This is a genomic window from Serratia sp. BIGb0163 (genome assembly GCF_024809935.1).
Taxonomy (GTDB): Bacteria; Pseudomonadota; Gammaproteobacteria; order Enterobacterales; family Enterobacteriaceae; genus Serratia; species Serratia quinivorans.
Window position 1 is genome coordinate 1,988,075 of sequence record NZ_JANUDZ010000001.1, and the last position, 11,977, is coordinate 2,000,051.

Here is an 11,977-nt window from a genome sequence, read left to right on the forward strand (position 1 = left end):
ATTGATAGGCTAGCGGGCGCAGCATGCGGCGCCCCTACCATGAAACACTGAGCACTTTACCGGCACCTCAATGCAGCGCTCCCCCGGTGATGGTTAAATCTTCCCCCACCGTCAGCGCGGTATGCACAATACTGCGCACCGCCGCGACCATCGTCGCTAACGCCATACTTGGTTTTCCCGGATGATTGACCGCCAGCTCATGGCTGTAAGGAATGTGGATAAAACCGCCCTTGATCGCCAGATTATGGCTGGCGATATGGTGACTCAGGCCATAAAAAAGCTGGTTGCAATTGTAGGTCCCCGCCGTATGTGAAACCACAGCCGGAATGCCTGACTGACGCAGATGATGCACAATCGCCTTCACCGGCAGCGTGGAAAAATAGCCCACCGGGCCGCCCTCCACCACCGGTATATCTATCGGTTGTTTACCGGCATTATCAGGAATACGGGCATCGATCAGGTTGATGGCCACCCGCTCAATGGAGATTTCTCCGCGCCCACCCGCCAGCCCCAGACAGATAACCACCTTTGGGCGCAACTCTTCAATCGCGGCAATGAGCTGCTGGCTGGACAAACCCAGCACGCAAGCCAATTGACGTACCACCACCTCCGCACCCGCCACCTGTTCCCCGGCCAGAGCTTGCGCGACCTGCCATGAAGGATTAATCGCGTCGCCGTCAAACGGCTCTATACCCGTCACTAATACCCTGTCCATCGCCACACCTATGTTGTTATTGAATCAGCGTGCTCTCAGCCTAAACAACGCGGTATGATTCTGGAAATGGATTATCTGTATATAGAGTATTCATAATATGAATTTATCCAACGTCGATCTCAATCTTCTGGTGGTGTTTGAGGCGTTGTACCAAACGCGTAATGTCACCGTCGCCGGCCAACGCCTGAACCGCGCTCAACCCTCGGTAAGTAATGCGCTGGCCCGACTTCGTACCCTGTTTGACGATCCATTGTTCGTCCGCAGCGGCGGCGGCATGCTGCCCACCGCCCGTGCTCACCAACTGATGCTGCAGATACAACCGGTGTTGGAACAGATCCATCAGGCGTTAACGCCGCGGACCCTTTTCGATCCGGCAACGGCCAGCCAGCGCCGTTTTAGGCTGGCAGCCGGTGATTATGCGGATATCACGCTGTTACCCACCATCATCAGTCGGCTGCGTCAGGCTGCGCCCGGTATTGATATCCGCGTATCACGGCTGGATCGGCGTACGGTGGTGCAACAGCTTGAACGTGGAGAGATAGATGTCGCCCTGGGCGGGCATATTGAAGTGCCGGAAGGCATGCTGGTGCAGCCGTTATTTAACGAGAGTTTCACCTGTATCGCCAGCCGACATCACCCACAGATAGCGGCCGAAAGCTGGAGTTTGCAGCAATACATTGGCCTGCCCCATGCGCTTTATGCACCGTCGGACGACGGTTCGGCACGCGGGATCATCGATCAGAGGTTGACTGAAATGGGGCTGGCGCGGCGGGTCGCCGCGACGTTTTCACATATTATCGCGCTGCCTGCCGTGGTGGCGGATAGCGATCTGATAGCCACCCTTGCCACCAGCGTTGCCCGGCAATTTGCCGATCCTTCACGAATTCAGTTCCTGCCGCTCCCCAGTGAATTGGCTATGCCTGCCTTCCCTATCGAATGTGTCGCCGGCCGACAGGTTAAACGCGACCCTGCGCTGGCATGGTTATGCGACACTCTCAGTCAGCTAAATCTTCCTTCTTTTCACCGTTAATCATCCACTCTGCTGTTTTAACAACCAAGCCAGGCGCCCCAGCGCGAGTGGCTTCGCGTCCAGACAAATAGGAATCCTCCTAAATTACATTCCACTTATTTATATATGTGATCATCTTTACCCTGCAAATGGTAAGCACATAAAACAGCCTGTCACTTTTTTTTCGTTAAAAAATAGTTGTTATTTAAGTACATTGGCTTAAGTGTTACATAATTATTTCATGGTATTACCAATGAACCATCAAAAACACACACCAAAACCATTAACACATAACACCATGTTTTATATGCATTAAAAACAAAACGTGAGTAAGATAACGAATTAAACATTGATCCAGAAGGTTATTTTGCAAATTTTCAGGGCTATTGTAGACTGCAGATTCTCTGTTTATATGTAAACTTTGTTAAATTTTTCGTCAGCCCATGTCTCAAATCGTGACAAATACGCTATCGGGATCGCGCGTCAACTCTCGTGCGGTAGCCATGCCTAAAGCCAGGGATAGTACGAATTAACTTATCATTACTCAATTCCCTCCACCCTGTTTAGCCACGGTTTAAGAACCTTCCGGGAGGGGAGATTCACTGGGATTTTTGAGTCTTGAAAACCTGACCACCGCCCCTACAAAACCACGACGTACAAGCAGCCAAAACATCAAGATTGTGAAGTAGCCTGATATCTATTAAACCGAAAAACGGGATTGTTTTTGAGCGATACAGCCAACTGTTCGCTGATATCTACAGGAAGCCTGACACACACAATGAAACTCATAAAAACATTGCGTCCAAGCGTGCCTTATCGTTCTTGCCACCGGCAGGAACAACATCACCCGGATGTCTCCATTTTGGTGCAAACCGACATGGGGGTTTCCCCGCGTCTGCGCCCTGAGCCTGAACTACGGCAACTCGCCAGCGAGGAGCTACGGCTTACACAGTGGCGTCCTCAGCCCGTCATTCTCAAAGCCAATCTCCATCTGCAAAACTCCACGACTGCATTGGGCATCTACACCGCGCCCAGTCGGTCAGAGATATTGCTGTTTGCCCCCTGAAATAGACGTTTTTATTACACAGCCCTTCATGTCATTTCTGCCCATAAAAAGATCAAAGAGGATATTGTGAAAACACGGATTGCCCTAACGCTGCTAACCGCCCTGACGCTTGCCGGTTGTTCCACCCCGCCACCGCCGCCGCCGGCTCTCGATATCAACGCCATGATCAGCAGTGAAGTGGACGGCGTAAAACTTCAGCACCGCGCAGCCATCAAGGCCCCGCAACGGTTCAAACCTATCGGCAAGGAATACCGCAGCCTGTATGCGGCCAGCATCATGAGTAGCCCGGGTTACAGCGGCAGCGCCGTCGGCAGCCTGGACAATGCCGCCGCGTTTTATGTGCTGGGGGAAGTCGAAAACAATTGGCTGGCGATCACCGAGGCCGAAGGTGGAAACCTGATGGGCTACATCCAGGCCAACGCCGGCGTACCGGTTTCGCGCTACAAATCGACGCTGCGTAAAGATTTACCGCGTCGGAATCGTGCTACCCGGCAGGACTGCGTGAAAGTCGGCGGTGACAGCAAAGCCTGTAAAGACAGCGGTTCTGCCACCTGGATCCTTCAGTAGTTTCCCCCTGGTTGACGAGACTCACCATGATAACAACACCCACCACCTCCCGCTGGTGCGGGATAGTGTTCCTGCTGTTGGGCGCATTGGTGCTCAACGGCTGCATGTCTTCTGCCAAGAGCGTGCCCTCGCGTTATAGCCTGGTCTTCGATGCCGACAGCCAGGTGAACGCCGCGGCAGGCCAACGACCGGCACCGATAAAGATTCGGGTACTGCTGCTACGTTCCGATGCGGAATTTATGGACGCTGACTTCTTCAGCCTGCAGAGCGATGCCAAAAGCGTGCTCGGCGCCAGCCTGCTGGACAGCGACCAATTCTTCCTGACCCCGGGCCAAAGGGGGAAGAAACTCGGCGGCCAAAGCACGCTCGAAACTCGTTATATCGGCATCATCGCCGAATATCAGAACCTCGATGGCAAAGCCTGGCGCATTTCACTGCCGCTACCGGAACCGACCGAAACCAATTTCTACAAGGTGTGGCAATTCTCACCGGATGAGCTGGAAGCCCACATTGTGGCAGGCATTAATGGCCTGCACTCCGTGAAAGATCCCGACTGACCTGCAGCCAGGGCCAAGCGAAGTAACTATAGGTGTGACGATGAAAGATGCTCATAAGGTCGTCTGGACTGAAGGGATGTTTTTGCGCCCTCATCATTTCCAGCAGGCGGAAAACTATCTCGAAAACTACATGCGTAATTGGGGCCAGGCCCACCAGGGTTATTTTTGGGGCTTCCTCCAGCTGGATTTGGATCAAACCTTGCTGCGTCAGGGCAAAATTGCGCTTAACGCCGCCAGTGGCATCATGCCGGACGGCACGCCCTTTCGTTTTTCCGGCGCCCAACAGGCGCCTGCTCCGCTGGCCATTGCCGAAAACAAGACCGGCGAAAACGTGGTTCTGGCATTGCCAACCTACCGCGCGGGCCGTGAAGACGTGATTTTTCAGGAAGCACCGGACGCGCTGGCGCGTTATCTGGCCTATGAAAACGAAGTCGACGACCTGAACGCCGTTTCGGTCGGCAGCGCGGCATTGCAGTTTGGTCAGTTGCGTCTGCGTCTGATGTTGGAAAGCGAACTCAATGCCGAATGGACAGCCCTCGGCGTAACCCGGGTGCTGGAAAAACGCGGTGACGCCAGCCTGCGTCTCGATCAGGTGCAAATTCCGCCGATGCTGAACTGTCAGGGAAGCCCGGTGCTGAAGACCTTTATCAACGATCTGCAAGGCCTGCTGCAACAGCGTAGCCAGCAGATGAGTCAGCGCCTGCTGCAACCGGGGCGCGGCGGCAGTTCCGAGATGGTCGATTTCATGCTGTTGCAACTGATTAACCGCCATCTCGGCCAGGTGAGCCACGCTTACCATCTCGATCACCTGCACCCGGAACGCCTGTTCGCCGACTGGCTGCAGTTCGCCACCGAGCTAGCCAGCTTCTCGGCGCAGCGCACACCGGAAGCCCGGCTGCCGGTGTATGACCATGACAACCTGGCGCTGTGTTTCGGCAAATTGATGCTGTTGCTGCGCCAGGGGCTGTCGGTGGTGCTGGAAGACAACGCCATCCAACTGACGCTGGTCGAACGCTCGCATGGTCTGAACATTGCCACCGTACAAGACACCAAAATGATGCGCGACTTCGGTTTCGTGCTGGCGGTACGTGCCGATGTCGCCGCCGAAGTGCTGCTGACTCACTTCCCGGCGCAAATGAAGATTGCCCCGGTAACGCGTATTCGCGATCTGGTGCAGTTGCAACTGCCAGGCATCGGGCTGCGCACCATGCCGGCGGCACCACGCCAGATCCCCTATCACGCGGGTTATACCTATTTCGAATTGGAAAAAGGCAGTGACCTGTGGAAGCAGATGGAAAAATCCAGCGCCTTCGCTCTGCACCTGGCCGGCGACTTCCCGGGTCTGGATATGGAATTCTGGGCGATTCGCAGCCATACGGACCGGTAACCTATGACTCAGGAAAATAACATGACGCCGGCAGGCAACCCGTTGGTAGAAGCCGCGAACCCTTTGCTGAACGCCATTTCGCAAATCCGCCAATCGGCCACCCACGCCAATCCGGCGCAGCTGCGCCAGCAACTGATCGATAAAGTTCGCCACTTCGAACTCCAGGGTCAGCGCGCCAACCTGCCGTATGAAGTGATTATCGGCGCACGTTATTGCCTGTGTACCGCGCTGGACGAAGCCGCCGCGCTAACGCCCTGGGGCAGCAGCAGCGTCTGGTCCGGCAGCGGGCTGTTGGTCACTTTCCACAACGAAACCTGGGGCGGAGAGAAGTTCTTCCAACTGCTGGCCAAGCTGTCGCAAAGCCCACGCGAACACATCCAACTGCTGGAACTGATTAACTTCTGCCTGCTGCTGGGGTTCGAAGGCCGCTATCGAGTGATGGAGAACGGCCGCTCGCAGTTGGAAACCATGAAGCAACGCCTGCTGCAACTGATCCGCTCGGTACGCGGCGGTTACGCCCCACCCCTGTCCCCCAACGCACTGGATCTGCCGGTACAGCAAAAATTGTGGCGCCCTCTGGTGCCATTATGGGCCTGCGTAGCACTGACCGGTTTTCTGGCGTCGTTGCTGTTTATCGGCCTCAACTGGCGGCTGGGCGACAGCACCAGTCCGGTGCTGGCAGCTATTTATCAGACCAACCTGCCACAGGTTGCCATCAGCAATCCGGCACCGGCGGCACCACCGACGCTGAGCCTGAAAAGCTTCCTGCGCAAAGAAATTGCCGAAGGTCTGGTGGTGGTGCGTGACGAAGCTCAGCAGAGCGTGGTGATCCTGAAAGGGGATGGCCTGTTCGACTCCGCCGCAACGACGGTGCGCGGCAACTATATCCCGGTCATTGACCGCATTGCCGCGGCGATGAACGGCGTCAGCGGCAAGATCCTGGTCACCGGCTACAGCGATAATCTGCCGATCCGCAGCGCACGCTTCGCTTCCAACTGGGAGTTGTCGCTGGCACGCGCCGACGCGGTCAGCGCCCAACTGCAGAAACACCTCGACAACCCGCAACGGGTGAAGGCGGAAGGCCGCGGTGAAAGCAACCCGGTCGCACCGAACAATAGCAAAGTGAACCGCGCGCTGAATCGCCGGGTAGAAATTACGCTGTTGGTTGCGCCAGAAAATACCCAGGCGGAAATCAACGGCTTGCCGCAAGGAAACGGAAAGTAATGCTCAGTACGTTATTCTCCATCATCACCAGCCGCCTGTTATGGGGCTTTGCCGGCATTACTGCGCTGGCGTTCATCATCTGGATGATCGGCCCGTTGGTGGCTATCGGCGATTATCGGCCGCTGGAGCCGGCACTCAACCGCCAGTTAACCATCGGCGCTATCTATCTGATCTGGTTCCTGTGCCGCATTATTCCACGCATCTACAGTGCCTGGTTCAACCGCCGCCTGCTGAGTAACCTGCGTGCCGCCGAAGAAGTCCCGGCTGAAAACGGCAAGCCGGTAGCCAAACAGGATGAGCAGCTGGCCCAGCGCTTTGATGAAGCGGCGCAATTGTTGAAGAAAGCCCGCTTCGCACCGGGTCAGGGGGACAGCAAACACCGCTGGATGACCCACTTCAGCAGCCAATATCTCTACCAACTGCCGTGGTATGTGATCATCGGTGCGCCGGGTGCCGGTAAAACCACCGCGCTGGTCAACTCCGGCCTGCATTTTCCGCTGGCGGATCGCTTCGGCAAGTCCGCCCTGCGCGGTGTGGGCGGTACCCGTAACTGCGACTGGTGGTTCACCAATGACGCCGTACTGCTTGATACCGCGGGTCGTTATACCACTCAGGAAAGCCAGCGCGAGGAAGACGCCGACGAGTGGAAAAGCTTCGTCGGCCTGCTGAAAAAATACCGTACCCGTCAGCCGATCAACGGCGTGATGGTGACCATCAGCATCGCCGATTTGTTGAGCGAAAGTAGCGAAGCCCGCGCCGCGCAGGCCAGCTCGCTGCGTAAACGCCTGATTGAGCTGCATGAACAGTTGGGGATCCATTTCCCGGTTTATGTGTTGGTCACCAAGACCGACCTGCTTAATGGCTTTATGGCCTATTTCAACGGCTTTGATAAAGCGCAGCGCGAGCAAATCTGGGGGTTCACCTTCCCCTATGAGGCATCGCGTCAGCCAGATTTCAATCTGAATGCCACCTTCGAACAACAGTATGCTTTGCTGCAGCAGCGACTGGATGCCGCGCTGCCTGAGACCTTGCTGGTTGAACATGATGGCCGCCAGCGGGCTGAAAGCTACCTGTTCCCGCAGGAATTCGCGGCCCTGCGTCCGCTGCTGGGCCAGTATCTGGAACAGGTGTTTGCCACCTCCAGTTTTGAAACCCGCTTCACCCCGCGCGGTATTTACTTCACCAGCGGCACCCAGGAAGGTCTGCCGTTCGATCGGGTGATGGGCGAACTGAACCGTTACCTGCAATTGCCAACGGCGAGCAGCCAACCACACGCCAACCCGGCCTGGAACCATGTGGATCCGGCCGCACCCATCCCGGCTGGCAAGGGCCAAAGCTTCTTCCTGAAAGACACGCTGGAATCGGTGATTTTCCAGGAGTCCGGATTGGCGGGCAGTAACCGCTGGTGGGAATACCGTAACCGCGCTGTGCATTGGGCGGGCTATATCCTGCTGGCGGCCTGCCTGGCGATCCTGGCGATTTTCTGGTTCACCAGCTACAGCAACAACAAGGCTTATCTGGCTGAAGTGGCCGCCAAGGTACCCGGCGTAGAACGCCAGGGGCTGGGTCTGACGCAGTTGGGCAATGGCGATATGCTTTCGCTGCTGCCGTTCCTCAACAGCGTGCTGCATTTGCCGGACAGTCAGAACTTCTCGCTGGAAGATCCCCCGTTCACCTATCGCATGGGGCTGTACCGTGGCGATCAGGTCAGTGATGCCAGCGACTCGCTGTATCAGAAAGCGCTAAAGGAGTTGCTGCTGCCACAGGTGGCACAGCAGATCGCCACGACGCTGCGCAACGACAACCACGGCGATGCCGATTTTAGCTACGAAGCACTGAAGGCCTACCAGATGCTGTATCTGCCGAAACAGTATGACGGCAAATTCCTGCGCGCCTGGGTCATGCTCAACCTGCAACGCAACCTGCCGCAGGGCAGCACCCAGAAGCAGCTGCAGCAGATTGAATGGCACCTGAGCCAACTGCTCGACGAACAGATCCAGGCTTCGCCTTACGCCAAAGATGAACCTATGGTGGAACAGGCCCAGGCCGCGCTAAACCGTGCTCCCCTGTCGCAGCGGGTGTACGGCCGCCTGAAACGCCTGCTGCTCAAGCAAACCGAGATTAAACCTGTCAGCCTGGTTGACCTGGCCGGCCCGCAGACCGAACTGGCCTTTTCGCGCAAAAGCGGCAAGCCGGTGACCGACGGGGTGCCGGGCCTGTTTACCTCACGGGGCTATTGGAAAACCTTCAACGACAATATTGATCCGGTGACCGATACCCTGCGCCAGGAAGATGTTTGGGTACTGAACAGCAAAACCCCGGATCAGAAAAACGCCGATTTGATCAAAACCATTCGCCAACTGTACATGCAGGACTTTATCAGCGCCTGGGATGAACTGCTGGGTGATATTCAGTTGGCCAATATCGGAAACCTGAGTCAGCGCATCAGCAGCGCACGCTTGTTGTCAGGCAACCCTTCGCCGATGCGTAACCTGCTGGTTAACGTCAGCAAGAATGTCACCCTGCGCGACGAGAAAAGCACTGCTGACTCCCGTTCGCTGCTGGATAAAACCGAAGACCGGCTGAACCAGAGTGCCAACCACCAACTGGAAGCCCTGTTCACCCATCGACCGGCCAACGCCGACGGCGATGTCTCAGCCCAGCCGGAACAACTGGTGATGGCGCATTTCGCCGCATTACTGGAGCTGGCGCAAAGTCAGGGAGAAGGCAACAAGGCGATCCCGTTCGACAGCGTGCTGAAACAGGTTGATGAGTTGTACAGCTACCTGACCGCGGTTCAGGGCGCGGCCAACAGCGGCATGTCGGCACCGCCCAGCGATATCATCCCGCGCTTGCAGGCCGAGTCCGGTCGTTTACCGGTGCCGTTCAAACAGATGCTGCTGTCGCTGGCGATTGGTGCCAGCAGCGACACGCAACGCAAAGAGATGGAAAACGTCAAGAAACGCATCAGCGTCGAAGTCGGCAGCTTCTGCCGCCAGGCGATTGCCGGGCGTTATCCCCTGGTCGCCCGGGTGCGTCAGGAAGTGACGCCTGACGATTTGGCGCGCATGTTTGCGCCGAACAGCGGGCTGATGGACAGCTTCTTCCGTGACAATTTGCAGGGCAAGGTCGACACCACCCGTGCCAACTGGCGTTTCACTCCCGGCGTAGACGGCAAAACGCTGCCCGGTGGCGAAGGCATCCTGCGTTCATTTCAGCAGGCACAACGCATTCGTGACGCCTTCTTCGCCAACGGCACCGCGACGCCGTCTTACCGCGTGACCGTTCGACCGGTACGGATGGATAACGACATCCTCAACCTGACGCTGGATATCGACGGGCAACTGTTCAAATACAGCCACGGGCCGCAGGTTCCTCTGGTGATCAGTTGGCCGGGTACCCGTAATACCAATCAGGTGCACCTGCAGCTGGCGCTGGCCAACGGATCCACCGCCAGCCTGGTCACCAGCGGCCCCTGGGCGCTGAACCGTTTGGTAGATATGGCGCAGACTTCCGCCGGCAGCAGCAGCCTCGGTCGTCAGGCAACCTTTAACCTGGATGGCCACCGCGTAACGCTGGAGTTCACTCCCAACAGTATCCGCAATCCGTTCCAGTTACCGGCATTCTCCTGCCCGTAGGCCCGAAGGACAAGATGATGAGCAATGACCTGATCCCAACCACAAGCATTGGCTGGTATGGCAAGATCCCTTCCGCCGGTGACTTCCTGCAGCGTCGTCTGCCGGATATGGTGGTTAACAATTGGGCCCACTGGTTCCATAACGGCCTGGTGAATCTGCAGCGCAATCCACCGGGCCCGAACGGAAATCCTTTCAGCAATGCGCCAGTATGGAACTTCGTCATTCCGGCCACGCTCGGCAGTCAGTATGTCCAGATGGGCTGCCTGTTGCCCGCTCGTGACCGGGTGGGACGTCATTACCCGATCTGCGCCCTACGCCTGTTCTGCCAGCAAGACTGGCGAACTCAGCAGTTGAACATGGCGGCGGAATGGTACAACCAGCTCGGCCACCGACTGCTCAATGGCGTGCGCAACGGTTTTTCCGCCGAGCAGCTCGACCGTTCGCTGCTGGAAATCCCCGCGCTGCCGACCCCACCGGCGGAGGCCGACTCCGAGATCCTGTCGATTATCGGCTTCCAGCATCCAGACGTACCCGGCCTGGGCTGGCAACAGGCGGCCGACTGTTTCGACCCGGCGCAATACACCAGTTTCTGGTGGACCAATCAGGCCGATGGGCATCCGCTCTATACCCATGTGCACAGCGGTAACCTTACCGTGCAACTGTTCTCTCTGCTGTTTGAACCCAATGGCTGGGCGCGCCCCGGTCGTGGCGGTCAATATCCGCAGATGTTTGATTAATCTCGCCTGTTGAAGGAAATTTTATGGCTATCGACACCCTGTTAGCCCCGGTTGACGCAGAAAATCCCTGCGGCGAAAACCTGGAATATGACACCGATTTTCTGGCGATGGAGCAGGCTGCGACCGGTAAGAGCGAGCAGCAGTTCGGCAGCACTATCATTCCGGCAGAAGCACCGGACTGGGTGCAGGTGGAACGGCTCGCGACCACGTTGCTGATGCGTACCAAAGATTTACGGGTGATGCTGTGCCTGACCCGCGCCTGGACGCAACTGCGCGGATTGCAAGGTTACGCCGACGGTCTGATGCTGATCCACCAGGCGCTGGAGCGCTACTGGGACACGCTGCTGCCGTTGCTGGAGTTCGACGGCGAGGCTGACCCGCTGTTTCGCATCAACGTGCTGGCCGATCTCGGCGACAAGGCCGCGCTGACCACCAGCGTGCGCGCCGCGCCGCTGCTGAAAGGGGCTACCGGTGAAATCTCGCTGCGCGACGCTGGAGCATTGCTCGACGGCAGTAAGCTCGAGTGCCCGACCTTTCCTGGCGGCCGTGCGCGCCTGCAGGATGAACTGTCTCAGCCGGAGCGCCCGGAGGCGCAATTGGTGATACGCATCGCCGAAACCCTCGCAGCCATCCGTACTACGGTCACTCGCCATTTAGGCGAAAGCGCCCTGCCGGAAATGCACAACCTGACAAAAATTTTCGCCCTGGTCGCTCAGTTCGGCCAGGACAGCACCCCGGTCAGCGAGTCACCCGAACAGCCAAATGACGCCGCCGAACCACCGACCAGCGCTGCCGCAGCGGCCCCGGCCACCACGCTCAACTGGCGCAGTGCGCAAATTCAGTCACGCGACGACGCCCAACTGATGCTGGACAAGGTAAAACACTATTTCCGTCTTCATGAGCCCAGCCACCCGGCGCCGCTGATGATCGACCGGGTACAGCGGCTGATTGCACTGGACTTTATGCAAATAATCCGTGATTTGGCACCCGATGGTCTTAACCAACTGGAGACCATTCTAGGTCGCCCCGATAACGAGGAGAACAACTAGCCGCCGACCCCTTTGTTCTCTTAACGAT

Annotated in this window: 10 protein-coding genes; 9 read left to right on the forward strand and 1 reads right to left on the reverse strand. The window is 57.3% G+C overall.

The features are described from left to right. Positions 1 to 67: 67 nt before the first annotated feature. Positions 68 to 715 (reverse strand): pyroglutamyl-peptidase I, encoded by a 648-nt coding sequence (gene pcp / locus M2406_RS09555; RefSeq protein ID WP_259189749.1) that lies wholly within the window; start codon positions 713 to 715, stop codon positions 68 to 70. A 97-nt stretch (positions 716 to 812) separates the two neighbouring features. Between pcp and M2406_RS09560 the strand changes: the two genes are divergently transcribed. From M2406_RS09560 to tssA, 9 genes are all read left to right on the forward strand, one after another. Further along, on the forward strand, positions 813 to 1,745 hold the full coding sequence (locus tag M2406_RS09560; RefSeq protein ID WP_259189750.1) for a LysR family transcriptional regulator: 933 nt from the start codon (positions 813 to 815) through the stop codon (positions 1,743 to 1,745). 757 nt (positions 1,746 to 2,502) lie between these two features. Further along, entirely contained in the window at positions 2,503 to 2,790 is a 288-nt protein-coding gene (locus tag M2406_RS09565; protein WP_129939748.1) for a hypothetical protein, read from the forward strand. A gap of 66 nt (positions 2,791 to 2,856) precedes the next feature. Then, positions 2,857 to 3,357: a type VI secretion system accessory protein TagV gene (tagV, locus tag M2406_RS09570; RefSeq protein WP_115184391.1), complete on the forward strand. Its 501-nt coding sequence runs from the start codon at positions 2,857 to 2,859 to the stop codon at positions 3,355 to 3,357. Positions 3,358 to 3,383: 26 nt separating this feature from the next. Then, the gene (gene tssJ / locus M2406_RS09575) at positions 3,384 to 3,914 is read left to right on the forward strand and encodes a type VI secretion system lipoprotein TssJ (protein WP_012145719.1); all 531 of its coding nucleotides are present in this window, start codon (positions 3,384 to 3,386) and stop codon (positions 3,912 to 3,914) included. Between the two features lie 40 nt (positions 3,915 to 3,954). After that, positions 3,955 to 5,301: a type VI secretion system baseplate subunit TssK gene (gene tssK, locus M2406_RS09580; protein WP_012145720.1), complete on the forward strand. Its 1,347-nt coding sequence runs from the start codon at positions 3,955 to 3,957 to the stop codon at positions 5,299 to 5,301. A gap of 21 nt (positions 5,302 to 5,322) precedes the next feature. After that, the gene (locus M2406_RS09585) at positions 5,323 to 6,525 is read left to right on the forward strand and encodes a DotU family type VI secretion system protein (RefSeq protein ID WP_017893250.1); all 1,203 of its coding nucleotides are present in this window, start codon (positions 5,323 to 5,325) and stop codon (positions 6,523 to 6,525) included. After that, positions 6,525 to 10,163, forward strand: coding sequence for a type VI secretion system membrane subunit TssM (tssM, locus tag M2406_RS09590; RefSeq protein ID WP_259189751.1), 3,639 nt, complete (start codon positions 6,525 to 6,527; stop codon positions 10,161 to 10,163). The genes M2406_RS09585 and tssM overlap by 1 nt, the downstream gene beginning before the upstream one ends. A gap of 17 nt (positions 10,164 to 10,180) precedes the next feature. Then, positions 10,181 to 10,900 carry a type VI secretion system-associated protein TagF gene (gene tagF / locus M2406_RS09595; RefSeq protein WP_017893252.1) on the forward strand — a complete coding sequence of 240 codons (720 nt, stop codon included), beginning with the start codon at positions 10,181 to 10,183 and terminating at the stop codon, positions 10,898 to 10,900. Positions 10,901 to 10,923: 23 nt separating this feature from the next. Continuing rightward, positions 10,924 to 11,949, forward strand: a complete 1,026-nt coding sequence (gene tssA / locus M2406_RS09600; RefSeq protein WP_259189752.1) for a type VI secretion system protein TssA — start codon at positions 10,924 to 10,926, stop codon at positions 11,947 to 11,949. Positions 11,950 to 11,977: the final 28 nt, after the last annotated feature.

Bases quoted from the DNA above. Each gene is read 5' to 3' on its own strand.
- M2406_RS09565 (WP_129939748.1), top strand. From the start codon at position 2,503: ATGAAACTCATAAAAACATTGCGTCCAAGCGTGCCTTATCGTTCTTGC.
- M2406_RS09560 (WP_259189750.1), top strand. From the start codon at position 813: ATGAATTTATCCAACGTCGATCTCAATCTTCTGGTGGTGTTTGAGGCG.
- M2406_RS09585 (WP_017893250.1), top strand. From the start codon at position 5,323: ATGACGCCGGCAGGCAACCCGTTGGTAGAAGCCGCGAACCCTTTGCTG.
- tagF (WP_017893252.1), top strand. From the start codon at position 10,181: ATGAGCAATGACCTGATCCCAACCACAAGCATTGGCTGGTATGGCAAG.
- tssA (WP_259189752.1), top strand. From the start codon at position 10,924: ATGGCTATCGACACCCTGTTAGCCCCGGTTGACGCAGAAAATCCCTGC.
- tssJ (WP_012145719.1), top strand. From the start codon at position 3,384: ATGATAACAACACCCACCACCTCCCGCTGGTGCGGGATAGTGTTCCTG.
- tssM (WP_259189751.1), top strand. From the start codon at position 6,525: ATGCTCAGTACGTTATTCTCCATCATCACCAGCCGCCTGTTATGGGGC.
- tssK (WP_012145720.1), top strand. From the start codon at position 3,955: ATGAAAGATGCTCATAAGGTCGTCTGGACTGAAGGGATGTTTTTGCGC.
- pcp (WP_259189749.1), bottom strand. From the start codon at position 715: ATGGACAGGGTATTAGTGACGGGTATAGAGCCGTTTGACGGCGACGCG.